We start from the raw sequence: 13,149 nt of genomic DNA, 5'->3' as shown, positions 1-13,149 counted from the left end.
GACCATGCCGCACCGCCTCACAAGATCGCCGCTCTGCCGGTTGCTCAGCCTTCTGGTTTGTGCGGCATCCGCTTTCCTGACTGCTGTATCCGCTCACGGAGCGAACGAATCGACGCTAAGATGCGCGCCGTCCGGCGCGCTCTACGACTACCGCTGGGCCTTGCTAAAATTAGCGCTGGATCATGCCCGGCCTACGGGCAGTCCCTATCGGATCGACCAGCTGGATAGCTCGCGGACTACGCAATCTCGCCTGATGGCGATGATGCAGGCCGGGGCGCTGGATGTGATGGCCTTGCCGCCCAACCCGGAGCGGGAAGCGAATATGCGGCCGATCCGCGTCGACATCCTGCGCGGCATGCTGGGCTATCGCGTATTGCTGATCCGCAAGTCTGACGCGGCATGGTTCCAACGCCTGCAACCCGTCGATCTGAAAGGCAAAATCAAACTCGGCTTCAACAGCCAGTGGGCGGATCTGGCCATTCTGCAGGCCAATGGCTTCCAGGTGGTGGCCAGCCCCGGTTACGAGGGCCTGTTCGCCATGCTGGATGCCCGCCGCTTCGATGCCTTTCCGCGCGGCCTCAATGAATTCTCCAAAGAGTTGACGCAGTACGGCTCGCGCTATCCCGAGCTGGCCGTGGACAAAACCTATGCCTTCTTCACGCCCTATCCGGTGTATTTCTGGGTGCGCCGCGGCAATGAGGCCTTGGCTCGGCAGATAGAAAACGGCCTGAACCTGGCGCTGCGTGACGGCACTTTCAAGAAACTCTTCATCCAATACCATCAGCAGGAGATAGACCTGCTGAAACGAGAAAATCGCCGGGTGCTGTTCCTGAACAATCCCATGCTGCCTCGCCAGGGCGCGGATCAAGATTACAGCTGGTGGTTGCCTAAATCCGTCAAGATAGAGCGCTTGCCTTAACAGCCGCCGCTCCCGCGGCGCGTCTTGGCGCAGGTTTTATCCGCCGCGCCAAGGATTTGTCAGCCGGCATCCCGCCGCTTCCCGTATCATGCCAAGCATTCCTTACCGTCTGCGTTCGGCATGGCACGTTTATACCCCTGCTGGCTTCAGCCCTTGCGCCCAAGCCGGGCGGCCTTTTTTTTCATGGCCATTGGCTCCGCGCCGCGGCCGCGCCCATGGTCTGTCTGCGCGCTTTGCCTGGCGCTGCTGACCGCGCCCGCCTGGAGCCAACCATCCTTCACCGAGGTCAAGGCCGCCTGGCAGCCATCCGACGTCGTGCTGCTGGACCGCCATGGCCAAACGCTTCAGCGCTTGCGCGTCGACAAACAGGCGCGGCGCCAGGACTGGGTCAGCCTGGCCGACACCTCGCCGGCGTTCCGCCAGGCGCTGGTGATGTCCGAAGACAAGCGTTTCTACCAACACAGCGGGGTGGACTGGTCCGGCGTGGCGGCGGCGGCCTGGGCCAATCTGTGGAACACCCGCACCCGCGGCGCCTCCACGCTGACCATGCAACTGGCCGGTCTGCTGGACGAGGATCTGAAGGTGGCCAAGGGCGGCCGCAGCCTGTGGCAGAAGATGGGCCAAACCTGGTCTGCCGCCTGGCTGGAGCGGCACTGGACCAAGGCGGAAATCCTGGAGGCGTATCTGAATCTGGTCGGCTTTCGCGGCGAACTGGTAGGGCTGTCCGCCCTGTCGTCCACGCTATTAGGCAAACTGCCCGCCGGGCTGAATCTGGAAGAGTCGGCCATTGCGGTGGCGCTGATCCGCGCGCCGAATGCCGCCGCGGACCGGGTGGCGGCGCGCGCCTGCCGCATTCTGCAAGACATGGGCCGCAAACCCGACTGCAACGTGATAACCGTGCGCGCCACCCAGGCGCTGGCCAAGAGCCGCGCCGCCAACCCGCTGGCGGAACAGGACGCGCCGCACTTTGCGCGCAAGCTGTTGCAGACGCGCGGCTACGCCGCGGGCAGCCGCATCGCCACCACGCTGGACCTGCCCTTGCAGCGCTACGCGGCCGCCGCGCTGCGCCGCCATCTGGCGGCGTTGTCGCAACGCAATGTGCAGGACGGCGCGCTGGTGGTGCTGGACAACCGCAGCGGCGACATCCTGACCTGGGTCGGCTCCAGCGGACGCGGCCTGTCCAATGCATCCGAGGTGGACGGCGTGACCGCGCTGCGCCAGGCGGGCTCCACGCTGAAGCCGTTCCTGTATCAGCTGGCGCTGGAAAAGCATTACCTGACCGCCGCCTCGCTGCTGGACGACAGTCCGCTGGACCTGCAGACCGGCGCGGGGCTGTACGCGCCGCAAAACTACTCCAAGGATTTCAAGGGCCTGGTGCCGGTTCGCACCGCGCTGGCCTCTTCGCTGAACATCCCGGCGGTGCGGACCATAGAAATGGTCAGCCCCAATGCGCTGCGCGACCGCCTGGTCAAACTGGGCCTGACCAGCCTGACCGAGGATGGCGATTACTATGGCTACAGCCTGGCGCTGGGCGCGGCCGATATCCGCCTGTTGGACCTGGCCAACGCCTACCGCACGCTGGCCAACCAGGGCCTGGCCAGCCCGCCGCGCTGGACGCTCGCCGACGCCAAAGCCAAGCCGGTCCGCCAATTGGACGCCGCCAGCAGCTTCATCATTGCCGACATCCTGTCCGACCGCGCCGCGCGCGCGTTGACCTTCGGCCTGGAAAGCGCCTTGTCGACGCGCTACTGGAGCGCGGTGAAAACCGGCACCAGCAAGGACATGCGCGACAACTGGACCGTCGGTTTCTCGCGCCGCTTCACTGTTGCCGCATGGGTGGGCAACGCCAGCGGCGAGCCGATGTGGGATGTTTCCGGCATGCATGGCGCGGCGCCGGTGTGGCAGGCGGTACTGGACCGCGCCCAGCAATCCGCCCCCGCATCCGCCCCCGCATCCGCCCCCGCATCCGCCCCCGCATCCGCCCTGCCGGCCGCCCCGCCAGGCTTGGTTCAACAACGCGTGCGCTATCAGGGCGAGGTGGCGGCCAGCCGCCTGGAATGGTTCCTCGCCGGGACCGAACGCTCGCTGATCGTGCCGCAGCGCGGCAGCGCGGCCAACCTGGCGCCCGGCATCGTCGCGCCGGTGGAGGGCAGCATCTTCGCGCTCGATCCGGACATCCCGCCGGCCAATCAGCGCATGGTGCTGCGCGCGCGCGGGGTCAGCGCCCCCCAATGGTGGCTAGACGGCAAGCGCTTGGGCAAAGGCATGGCCTTGCCTTGGTTTCCGTGGCCGGGCCGCCACCGGCTGGAGCTGCGCGGCAGCGATGGCAAGGTGGTGGATGCGGTAAGGTTTGAAGTGCGGGGCGCCTCTTTGCGGCCCAAGCCGCGCTGAGGCGCCGCGGCTTATGGCTTGGCCTTGCGTTGCCGCAAAGCCTGCATCAGTTGATCGGCGCGCAGGGCCGCGGCCGTCTTCTGCTGCTCGGTCAACGCCTGGTAGTCCTTGGTTTTCAGGAACCAGTCGGCGCTGAGCGCATCTCCGGCGCGCCGCGCCACCACATTCCAGGCGGCGGCCTCTTCCGGCTGCTTTTCCAGCAAATAGCTTTCCGAGATCATCGCCGCGGCATGCGCGTTGCCAGCCGCATAGGCTTGCTGCAAGGCCTCTCTGGCCTCCTCTCGATAATGGAAGCCAGGCTCGTAGTCCGGTTCGCGCGGATGGCCATCGAGTTGGAACAGATAGCGCTCCGCCAGATGGGTCAGCGCTTGCGGATCGCCATGGCGCGCCTGCTCGCGCAGCTCGGCCAGCGACATGCGGTAATACCGTGCGTCGATCTGATAACCGAGCTTGCGAAGCTGCTGCTTGCGCGCCTTTTCCTCCGCGCTTTCCTGCGCCGCGGCCGGATGCTGCCCGGCTGATGGCACCGCGGGATCGCCGCCCACCGCGAAGCTGAAACCCTCCGCCACAGGCTTGGCGTCGCCCTGGCCTGCCGCCCCCGCCGTCCCGTTCCGCAGCGCGGCGCCGGGCTGCGCCGCCAGGGCCGGCTGGCCGCCGGCCCCTGCGGAGTGAACGGGCAGCCAGAACCATGCCGCCGCGGCCGCTGTCCCGGCGGCCGCAATCAACAGTAAGGTTGCCCTTTTCATCGTCAGATCCGCGTCATGCAGCTATTGAAGCCATTGGCGTAGCCATAGCGCGAGTAGTAGTCGCGCTGTGACGGCGTGCCATGCTCCTGGTAATCCGCCGCATCGCGCGCCGAGGCCACCGCGTTCTCGATGAAGCTGGGGTAGCGCAGACTGGTTTCGGCGTATTTGGCGAAAGTGCCGCCCACGCAATCGGCCTGCAGCTCCTGCATCGGCGGCCGGCGGTCGATCCCGCGAGTGAATTGAACAGAATGCCCCCACTCATGCGCCAGGATGAACTTGGCCACGTAGTTGCCATAGCTGTTCTCCTGCTGCTGCAGGAAACTGGTGCCAACGCTGATGGTATACGGGCCGCAGGCCATGGCGCTGGCCTCCGGCTCGCCGCAAGCGTTTTGGTCCACATAGACCGTGGGCCTGGCGTAGCCGCCTAGAAAACCGCGAATCTCGCCGGCGCTGGCCTGGATGTAGCTGTTGTTCACCGGCATCGCCAGCGCGCCTTGGCCTGCCAGAGCCGCCCCGAGGACGAACAGGCGGATGAATCGATGGGTCATGATCTCTTTCTCCTTGTTGTGTGGTGCCACGGAGATTTATTTATGCAATATGGATATTGGAATTTGAAAGAATCAATTCTGCTAAACGCCCAACTTGATATGCATATTGCATTTCATGGCTTTGTCGCCTCCTCCTGCCAGAGCCCAACAAAAATTACCACCCAAAACCAAAGCGAGCCGCCTCACGGCGCTCGCTTTGCTTGCTGACACCGGACCCCAGACTCAGGCGGCTTGGCCAGTGGCCGCCAGCACGATCTCGCGGATGCACACCCGTTGCGGCTGGCCGTAAGCGTAGGCGATGGCCTGGGCGACATCGTCTGCCGCCAGCACGCCGCCCATCTGCTGCTTCCACTCCTGATAACCAGCCTTGATCGCTTCGTCGGTGGTATGGCCCAGCAGCTCGGTTTCCACCGCGCCCGGCGCGATGGTGATGACCCGCACGCCCTGCCCGGACACTTCCTCGCGCAGGTTTTCCGAGATCGCATGCACGGCGAACTTGGTGCCGCAATAGGCTACGTGGCTGGGAAAGGTCTTGCGGCCGGCAATCGAGCTGATATTGATGATGGTGCCGCGGCCGCGCGCCTGCATGCCGGCCAGCACGGCATGGATGCCGTTGAGCAGGCCCTTGACGTTGACGTCCAGCATGCGCTGCCACTCATCCGGATCCTGCTGCGCCATCGCGCCCAGCAGCATCACGCCGGCATTGTTGACGATGGCGTCTGCCGGACCGTACTTGGCCTCCGCCTCCGCCAGCGCTTGCTGCATGGCTGCGCGGTCGGTCACGTCTACCTGGCGGCACAGGGTATTCGGCAGCGCCAAGGCTTCCAGCCGCTCCACGCGGCGGGCCAGCAGCAACAGCGGATGGCCCGCCTGGGCGAACAATTTGGCAGTAGCGGCGCCGATGCCGGAACTGGCGCCGGTGATCACGATCAGGGGCTTGCTCATGGATGGTCTCCTTCCATAAAAAAAAACGATGCAGAGTTAATGCATGGCAGTATAGTGAGCCCATATCGCCCTGAAAAATGATAAAAACCACTATCAGTCATCGGATTTTTCTATGGATATTCGCCAACTCAAGGCTTTTGTCGCCGTATTCGAAGCGCGCAGCATCACACTGGCGGCGCAACAGCTGTTCGTCACCCAGCCCACGCTGTCGGTCACCATCCGCCAGCTGGAGGAGGAACTGGGAACCGCATTATTCGAGCGCCTGCCTCGCGGCGTGGCCGTCAGCGAGCATGCCAGGCTGCTGTACCCGCAAGCGCGGCGGATGCTGGCGCAAGCCGACGCCCTATCGCGCATGTTTCGCCAACAGCAAGACTGTCTGCCCTTGCGCGTGGGCATCGACCCAGACATCAGCCGCAGCCAGCTGGAAAGCTTGCTTGCGCGAATTGCCGCGGCGAAACCGGGGATTCTGGCCGAGGTGGTGGAAGGCTGCGATGGAGACGTCAGGCTGGCCGCGGAGGATGGCCGTTGCGAAGACGAGCTGTTCCTGCCGCTATGGGAAGAGGATTTCGTGCTGGCGGTGCCGCCTGGGCACGCCTTGGCTGCCTGCGCCGAAGCAGACCCGGCGCTGCTGGATGAGCCGGACTGGATCATCTGCCCCGGCCACCCCAGCCATCAACGACTGCTGGACCTGCACGCCGCCGCCGCGCCATCCCTGGCGGCGGCGGCCCGCGCCGGCAGCCTGAGACTGGCCGCTCACATGGCCGCCGCGGGGATGGGAGTGGCGCTGCTGCCCGCCTCGCTGGCGGCAGACCATCCCGACTTGCGGGCGGTAGCGCTGGCCGGCGCGCGGCCTACGCGGCGAGTCGGCCTGTGCTATCCGGCGCAGGCATTGGAGCTGCCCGCGCTGCAGGCATTAAAGGAAAATCTGGATATTTACAAAGGCAGCGGCGCAGACAGACCGTAGTTGTAGATCAGCATGGAAGCGGTAAACAGCATGACGAAGCCGATCAGGCAATCCAGCACGCGCCAGCTGACCGGTTTTTCGAACAACGGCGCCAGCTTGCCGGCAAACAGGCCGATGATGCCGAACCACAGCACGGAGGCGCACAGACTGCCCAACAGGAAGGACAGATTGGCCTCTTCGCCATAGACCGTGGACACGCCGCCGATCAGCACCACCGTATCCAGCCAGACATAAGGATTCAGCAGCGTCACCACCAGAATGGTGCGGATGGCGCGCTTGCGGTCGCGCTCCACGCTGCCCGCCAGCGACATGCCGCCGGCGCTCCATGCGGCGTGGAATGACTTGAAGCCCAACCACAAGATGAAAGCCGCGCCGCCCCAGGTCACCACGCTGAGAAAGCCCGGGATGCCGGCTACCACCTTGCCCATGCCCAGCACGCCGCTGGCAATCAAGAGAATATCCGCGACAATGCAGATGGCGATGATGGGCAGCACATGGCTGCGTCCTATGCCTTGGCGCAGCACGTAGGCGTTTTGCGGGCCGATGCCGACGATCTGGCTGAACGAGATGCCCAGCGCGGAGAGAAAAACACTGAAATTGAACATAGCCTGCTCCTGAATCGTTAGCAGGCAGATTAACCGCAGACAGATGGTTAAGTAAAACTAATAAAAATCATGATACATAAGCAGGATTAATACTGTGCACATCCATGCCGCACAGATTCCAGTCGCGCACCCATCCGGGCAGCTCATGCGCCGCCAAAGGCGGCGAAATGCCATAGCCCTGCCCGTCATGGCAGCCTATCTCCTGCAGCCGCTGCCAGATCGCCCGGCTCTCCACGCCCTCCACCACCAGCTTGCGGCCGGTATAGTGCGCAAACGACAGCATGCTGCGGATGATGGCCTCGTTTCCGGGCATGTCCCGCAGCAAACGGACGAAACGCTGGTCAATCTTGATGGTGTCGAAGGGCAGTTGCTGCAAATGCACCAGCGACGACGCGCCGGTGCCGAAATCGTCCAGCGCGATGGACAGGCCCAGATCGCGGCAACGCTCCAGTTTGGCCGTGATCTGCTCCGCCTCCTGCTGGGTGACGCTCTCCAGCACCTCCAGCTCCAGGAATCCATCAGGCATAGGATGGCTTTCCAGCAGCGCGTTGAGCAGGGGCAGGAAATCGTCGTGCTTCAGCGTGGCGGCGGAAAGATTGACGCTGACGGGTATCGACTGCCCCTGGCTGCGCCACTCGCTGGCCTGGCGCACCGCTTCGCGCAGCACCCACCAGTCCAGCTCGCGCATCAAACCGCTGTTCTCGATGGCGGGAAAGAACTCGCCGGGCAAGACAAACCGGCCATCGCGCACCCAGCGCACCAACGCTTCCGCGCCTTCGATGCGGTTGGTCTGCAAATTGATCTTGGGTTGGAAATAAAGCCTTAGCTCGCCGCGCGGCACCGCCATGGCGAAGGCGCTGCGCATCGCGTGCAGGCGGTGGATTTCCTCGTCCAGCGCCGCGTCGTAGTGGCGGCAATGTCCGCCGCCCTGCTCCTTGGCGCGATTCAGCGCCAGATTGGCCCGCCGCAGCAGGCTGGCGGGATCGCACGGCCCGGCCGGACTGACCGCCACCCCGACGCTGCAACGCGCCTCCACCGTGACGCCCATCACTTCCACCGGCAGCGGCAGCTGCCGCAACACCGCGTCCACCAGCGCCTGGACGCGGTCTACCCGCTCGGTGCAGGCCATGAAACGGGACGCGCCCACCCGGCCGACGTGCCCGAAGGGATAGATGGCGTCGCGCAGCCTGCGCGCCATCTCGCACAGCACCATGTCGCCGCCGTCGTAGCCTAGCCGGGCGTTGATATCGTGAAAGCCCTCCACCGCGACAGCCAGCACCGCCACCTGGCTGCCCCCATGCCTGGCGCCCAGCAGACGGCCGATCAGATCCTGCATCTGGCTGCGGTTGGGCAGCCCGGTCAAGGCATCGTGGCGGCTGAGAAAATCGAGTTCGGTTTCGATGCGCTGGCTGCGCTCAAGCGCTTCATGCCGCTCCAGCGCGCGGCCGATCTCGCGCGCCATCACGTCGAACAGGGCGAGTCGGGTTTGATCGAAGAAACCGCAGTGCCGGGAATGCAGCGCCAATACGCCGATGACCTGCTGGCGCGCCAGCAGCGGCGCCACCAGCAAGCTGCCCTCGTCCAGGCCGCCAAGACCATCGCGCCAGCCATGCAGGCCGGAATCATTGCGCACATCGTTGCTGACTTGCAGCGCGCGGCTGCGAACGGCGCGGACCGCCGGATTGGCTTCATGGCCGGTATCCAGCCGGACAAAGGAGAACATCTCCTCGCCTGGCGTGCTCCAGCCCTGGTGCGCCAGGGCGGTCATCTGCAACTCGCCGCCATCCAGCATGCCCACCCAGGCGATATTGAAAGAGGATTCCTGCACGCATACATCGCAAACCGACTGCAGCATCACTCGGCGATCCACGCTGTCGGCCAGCGCCAGCGTGACGCCGCTCAAGGTGGAATACAAGGCCGATATCGACTGCAGATGCTGCTGGCAGGAAGCCGATTCTTGCTGGATGCCTCGCTGGTAACCATGAGTTTTCAGCATCTGATCCAGCAGGATGCGCTTGCGCAACAGCCGCGCGGCCTCGGCGGCGGCCTCTTCGGGCAGCGGCGCTTGCGCCAGGCTGGCCAGCAGATGCGCCTGGACCCTCTCATACAGGCCGGACAGCCAATCCAGGCCGATGCCTAGCCGGCAGTACGCTTCGCCGGCCTGGCTGAGCTGGCGGGCCCGCGCTTCGTCCAGAGGATGGCGCAGCAGCTTTTCCCAATCCTGCAACAAGCGCTCCACCGCCGCATCCAGGCAGCCCGCCTGCTGTAGCAGCAGCTCCGACTCGCGCTCGCTCTTCAGCAGATGCCAATACAGCTCCTTGGCCAGCAAGGGCCGTCTCGCCAGGCAAAGCTCGGCGTAGCGCGGCAATTGCGCCAGGTGTTCGGCCCGGATGCCGATAAAACGGCACATCCCCGCCAGGAGTGCCTTGTCGTCCGTCTGCATCTTCACATTCCGCGCCTGATTTGCATCAGGTCCGCCCTTGCCCGCATCCATCGCTGCAATCATGACAACCCGCCCATGAGCGAGCTTTTTCTTGTATTGTGTTGCGGCGTCCCGATTCTGCGGCAGGCGGCAAGCCCATGGCGCGCAATCGAGATGCCGAAACCGGAACATGCCACGACGCTGGCTTTTAAGCAAGTCCAGCGGCATTGTTAAGCGGTATTATTAATCGGATTTTTACTCATACCTCTTCGGTGAGCGACCCTTGCTAGATCCAAGACAACTGCAGACCCTGGCGGCGGTGGCGGAAACCGGCGGATTCGACAAGGCTGCGAAAAAACTGTTCCTGACCCAATCCGCCGTGTCGCAACGCATACGCCAGCTCGAAGAACTGCTGGGGCAACCCGTTCTCACCCGCACGGTGCCGGCGGAAGCGACCGAAACCGGCCGCCAGCTGCTGCAGCATTATCAGCAGCTGCTGCTGATGGAAGGACAGCTGTTGCAAAAACTCAACCCCGCGACCCGCCAGCGCGAATTCACCACGCTGGCGGTGGGCGTCAATGCCGACAGCCTGGCCACCTGGTATATGCAGGCGGTGGCGCCGGTATTGGCAGAGCGAGACTTGTTGCTCGACATCGTGGTGGACGACCAGGACCACACCCACGAATTGATGCGCACCGGCCACGTGATAGGCTGCGTCGGCACGCGCCCGGTGCCCATCCAGGGCGGCATCCAGCATTATCTGGGCGCGATGCGCTACCTATGCCTGGCCACGCCGGCATTCGCCGCCCGCTACTTTCCCGACGGCGTGGACCATGCCGCGCTGGCGCGCGCGCCTTCCATCCTGTTCAGCCGCAAGGACGCGGTGCAGGCCCAGTTTCTGCGGCAGGCGGCCGGCTACGATGGCAGCTTTCCCAGCTTCACCATCCCATCGGCGCAAGGTTTCGTGGAACTGACGCGGCAAGGACTGGCCTATTGCCTGCTGCCGGAGCTGCTGCTGGAAGACGACTTGGCCAGCGGCAAACTGATAGACCTGTTTCCAGGTCAATACATAGACATTCCGCTGTATTGGCATCACTGGCGCGTGGAGTCGCAGCTATCTCATGCGCTGACTGAAGCGATGCTGGACTATTGCGGACGATACTTGCGCCAAGACAAAGTGAAACAAGCCGAGCAATAGCAGAATCCATTCGACAACACGCTTGGGATCGGCGCGGCAAGCCTGCATTGACAAGGCCTCCGCCCTGTCGCATCATCCGACGCCGACCTGGTTTTATGGAGGCAGCATGACCAGCAATCAGCATGTACCCAGCAATGAACAGTGGGCAGAACTGGAAATGGCAGCGCGTCTGGCCGCGAAACAGGCTTACGCGCCCTATAGCAAGTTCTCCGTCGGCGCCGCCATCCTCGATGGCAACGGCAAAATCCACATCGGCTGCAATGTGGAAAACGCCTCATACGGCCTGACCAATTGCGCCGAGCGCACCGCCGTTTACGCCGCGCGCGCCAATCAGGGCATGCAGGAAGTGGCCGCCGTGTGCATCTACACGCCCACCGACACCCCCACCCCGCCCTGCGGCGCCTGCCGCCAGGTGCTGAACGAATTCGGCCCGACCATGCGGGTGCGCGCCATCTGCGATGGCGACGAGATGATAGACACCACGCTGGACCTGCTGCTGCCGGGCGCCTTCGGCCCCAAGAATCTGCAGGAGCCGGTCGCCTGACTATCAAGCGGCCAAGTCGCTCGCAAAACAAAACGGAAACCCGAAGGTTTCCGTTTTTCTTTCATGTTTAACGATCGGACAGCATGGCCTGGGCCACCGCCTCAGCGATCTTGATGCCGTCCACACCGGCCGACAGAATGCCGCCGGCGTAGCCGGCGCCCTCGCCTGCCGGGAACAGCCCCTTGACGTTCAGGCTCTGGTAATCGTCGCCGCGCGTGATGCGCAGCGGCGAGCTGGTGCGGGTCTCCAGGCCGGTCAGCACCGCATCGTACAGATCATAACCGCGGATCTGGCGCGCAAAATGCGGAATCGCCTCGCGCATGGCCTCCACGCAGAAATCCGGCAGAATGCGCGACAGATCCGTCATGGTCACGCCCGGCTTGTACGACGGCTCCACCTCGCCGAGCTTGGTGGACGGCTTGCCGGACATGAAGTCGCCCAATAGCTGCGCCGGCGCGAAGTAGTCGCCGCCGCCCAGCTCGTAGGCCTTGCTCTCCAGCTCGCGCTGGAAATCCAGACCGGCGAGCGGGCCGCCCGGGTAATCGACTTCCGGCGAGATGCTGACCACGAAGCCGGAGTTGGCGTTGCGCTCGTTGCGCGAATACTGGCTCATGCCGTTGGTCACCACGCGTTTCTCTTCCGAGGTGGCCGCCACCACGGTGCCGCCTGGGCACATGCAGAAGCTGTACACCGCGCGGCCGTTGCCGGCGTGATGCACCAGCTTGTAGTCGGCCGCGCCCAGAATCGGATGGCCGGCATACTTGCCCCAGCGCGCCTGGTCGATCAGCGATTGCGGGTGTTCTATGCGCACACCGATGGAAAACGGCTTGGCTTCCATATACACACCTCGCTTTTCCAGCATCTGGAAGGTGTCGCGCGCGCTGTGGCCCAGGGCCAGCACCACGTAATCGCTGAGCACCTCGCCGCCATCGGCCAGCTTCACGCCGCGGATGCGGCCGTTTTCCAGAATCACGTCGTCGACGCGCTGCTCGAAGCGGATTTCGCCGCCCAGGGCGATGATCTCGGCGCGCATATTCTCCACCATGCTGACAAGGCGGAAGGTGCCGATGTGCGGGCGAGCCAAGTAAAGGATTTCTTCCGGCGCGCCGGCCTTGACGAACTCGGCCAGCACCTTGCGGCCCAGGTGGCGCGGGTCTTTGATCTGGCTGTACAGTTTGCCGTCGGAGAAGGTGCCGGCGCCGCCTTCGCCGTATTGCACATTGGATTCGGTATTGAGCTGGCTCTTGCGCCACAGGCCCCAGGTATCCTTGGTGCGCTGGCGCACTTCCTTGCCGCGCTCCAGCACGATGGGCTTGAAGCCCATTTGGGCCAGGATCAGCGCAGCGAAAATGCCGCAGGGACCGAAGCCGACCACCACCGGCCGCTGCTTCAGCTCGGCCGGCGCCTGGCCGACATAGTAGTAGTTGGTGTCAGGCGTGGGCGCCACGCGGCGGTCGCCCTTGAAACGGGCGAACAGCTTGTCTTCATTGGCTACATCGACATCGATGATGTAGACCAGGCTCATCACGCCCTTGCGCGCGTCGTAGCTGCGCTTGAACACGGTAAAACCGCGAACGTCCTCGGCCGCCACTTTCAGAAAATCCGCCACGGCTGCGGCCAGCTCCTCCGGGGTATGATCCAGCGGCAGTTTCAGTTCGGAAATACGCAACATAAAAATCCAGTACCAGGTTGGTGTCTATTCAACGAGGCGCCATTGTAGCGGCAAACGGACGCGGCGGCACGACTCAGGTCAAGCCGCCGATTGCAATGCGTTCGGATGTTGACTATAGCCTTCTGTATAGTTTCCGCCGTCCGCCTATGGACTCCTGATGACAGCCGACGGCCCGCACCACCATTCCCCGCCCGC

General features: G+C 64.1%; 12 protein-coding genes. 6 read left to right on the top strand and 6 right to left on the bottom strand.

What is annotated here, in order from left to right; genetic code table 11:
* Positions 1-253: 253 nt before the first annotated feature.
* Both QUG01_RS01210 and pbpC read left to right on the top strand, forming a co-directional pair.
* Positions 254-919 (top strand): substrate-binding periplasmic protein, encoded by a 666-nt coding sequence (locus tag QUG01_RS01210; RefSeq protein WP_500828521.1) that lies wholly within the window; start codon positions 254-256, stop codon positions 917-919.
* A 183-nt stretch (positions 920-1,102) separates the two neighbouring features.
* Entirely contained in the window at positions 1,103-3,310 is a 2,208-nt protein-coding gene (gene pbpC / locus QUG01_RS01205) for a penicillin-binding protein 1C (protein ID WP_500828520.1), read from the top strand.
* Positions 3,311-3,321: 11 nt separating this feature from the next.
* On the opposite strand, the gene QUG01_RS01200 is transcribed toward pbpC, so the two are convergent.
* Both QUG01_RS01200 and QUG01_RS01195 read right to left on the bottom strand, forming a co-directional pair.
* Complete coding sequence (locus QUG01_RS01200; RefSeq protein ID WP_500828519.1) at positions 3,322-4,056, bottom strand: hypothetical protein; 735 nt, start codon at positions 4,054-4,056, stop codon at positions 3,322-3,324.
* Between the two features lie 2 nt (positions 4,057-4,058).
* Complete coding sequence (locus tag QUG01_RS01195) at positions 4,059-4,604, bottom strand: neutral zinc metallopeptidase (protein ID WP_500828518.1); 546 nt, start codon at positions 4,602-4,604, stop codon at positions 4,059-4,061.
* On the opposite strand from QUG01_RS01195, the gene QUG01_RS01190 reads away from it, so the two are divergent.
* Positions 4,596-4,811: a hypothetical protein gene (locus QUG01_RS01190; protein ID WP_500828517.1), complete on the top strand. Its 216-nt coding sequence runs from the start codon at positions 4,596-4,598 to the stop codon at positions 4,809-4,811. The two genes, QUG01_RS01195 and QUG01_RS01190, sit on opposite strands and share 9 nt — an antisense overlap.
* Before the next feature lie 15 nt (positions 4,812-4,826).
* Here QUG01_RS01190 and QUG01_RS01185 read toward each other — a convergent pair whose 3' ends face one another.
* Positions 4,827-5,549, bottom strand: a complete 723-nt coding sequence (locus QUG01_RS01185) for an SDR family oxidoreductase (protein ID WP_500828516.1) — start codon at positions 5,547-5,549, stop codon at positions 4,827-4,829.
* Positions 5,550-5,661: 112 nt separating this feature from the next.
* On the opposite strand from QUG01_RS01185, the gene QUG01_RS01180 reads away from it, so the two are divergent.
* Positions 5,662-6,513, top strand: a complete 852-nt coding sequence (locus QUG01_RS01180) for a LysR family transcriptional regulator (protein ID WP_500828515.1) — start codon at positions 5,662-5,664, stop codon at positions 6,511-6,513.
* Here the strand turns inward: QUG01_RS01180 and QUG01_RS01175 are convergent.
* Positions 6,483-7,118 (bottom strand): LysE/ArgO family amino acid transporter, encoded by a 636-nt coding sequence (locus QUG01_RS01175; protein ID WP_500828514.1) that lies wholly within the window; start codon positions 7,116-7,118, stop codon positions 6,483-6,485. The two genes, QUG01_RS01180 and QUG01_RS01175, sit on opposite strands and share 31 nt — an antisense overlap.
* A 67-nt stretch (positions 7,119-7,185) precedes the next feature.
* Entirely contained in the window at positions 7,186-9,561 is a 2,376-nt protein-coding gene (locus QUG01_RS01170; RefSeq protein ID WP_500828629.1) for an EAL domain-containing protein, read from the bottom strand.
* 262 nt (positions 9,562-9,823) lie between these two features.
* Between QUG01_RS01170 and QUG01_RS01165 the strand changes: the two genes are divergently transcribed.
* A complete protein-coding gene (locus QUG01_RS01165) occupies positions 9,824-10,738 on the top strand; it encodes a LysR family transcriptional regulator ArgP (RefSeq protein ID WP_500828513.1) in 915 nt (304 codons plus the stop codon).
* 106 nt (positions 10,739-10,844) lie between these two features.
* Positions 10,845-11,282: a cytidine deaminase gene (locus QUG01_RS01160; protein WP_500828512.1), complete on the top strand. Its 438-nt coding sequence runs from the start codon at positions 10,845-10,847 to the stop codon at positions 11,280-11,282.
* A 67-nt stretch (positions 11,283-11,349) separates the two neighbouring features.
* Here QUG01_RS01160 and QUG01_RS01155 read toward each other — a convergent pair whose 3' ends face one another.
* Complete coding sequence (locus QUG01_RS01155; protein WP_500828511.1) at positions 11,350-12,954, bottom strand: NAD(P)/FAD-dependent oxidoreductase; 1,605 nt, start codon at positions 12,952-12,954, stop codon at positions 11,350-11,352.
* Between the last annotated feature and the right edge of the window lie 195 nt (positions 12,955-13,149).

Source organism: Chromobacterium sp. CCUG 76385 (genome assembly GCF_059916625.1).
Note: the sequence above shows the minus strand (reverse complement) of the source record. Positions and strands in the feature narration are given on the sequence as shown.

What these genes read in the sequence shown, in the direction of transcription:
- QUG01_RS01210 (WP_500828521.1), top strand. Translation starts at nt 254, where the DNA reads ATGGCGATGATGCAGGCCGGGGCGCTGGATGTGATGGCCTTGCCGCCC.
- pbpC (WP_500828520.1), top strand. Translation starts at nt 1,103, where the DNA reads ATGGCCATTGGCTCCGCGCCGCGGCCGCGCCCATGGTCTGTCTGCGCG.
- QUG01_RS01200 (WP_500828519.1), bottom strand. Translation starts at nt 4,056, where the DNA reads ATGAAAAGGGCAACCTTACTGTTGATTGCGGCCGCCGGGACAGCGGCC.
- QUG01_RS01190 (WP_500828517.1), top strand. Translation starts at nt 4,596, where the DNA reads ATGGGTCATGATCTCTTTCTCCTTGTTGTGTGGTGCCACGGAGATTTA.
- QUG01_RS01195 (WP_500828518.1), bottom strand. Translation starts at nt 4,604, where the DNA reads ATGACCCATCGATTCATCCGCCTGTTCGTCCTCGGGGCGGCTCTGGCA.
- QUG01_RS01185 (WP_500828516.1), bottom strand. Translation starts at nt 5,549, where the DNA reads ATGAGCAAGCCCCTGATCGTGATCACCGGCGCCAGTTCCGGCATCGGC.
- QUG01_RS01180 (WP_500828515.1), top strand. Translation starts at nt 5,662, where the DNA reads ATGGATATTCGCCAACTCAAGGCTTTTGTCGCCGTATTCGAAGCGCGC.
- QUG01_RS01175 (WP_500828514.1), bottom strand. Translation starts at nt 7,118, where the DNA reads ATGTTCAATTTCAGTGTTTTTCTCTCCGCGCTGGGCATCTCGTTCAGC.
- QUG01_RS01170 (WP_500828629.1), bottom strand. Translation starts at nt 9,561, where the DNA reads ATGCAGACGGACGACAAGGCACTCCTGGCGGGGATGTGCCGTTTTATC.
- QUG01_RS01160 (WP_500828512.1), top strand. Translation starts at nt 10,845, where the DNA reads ATGACCAGCAATCAGCATGTACCCAGCAATGAACAGTGGGCAGAACTG.
- QUG01_RS01155 (WP_500828511.1), bottom strand. Translation starts at nt 12,954, where the DNA reads ATGTTGCGTATTTCCGAACTGAAACTGCCGCTGGATCATACCCCGGAG.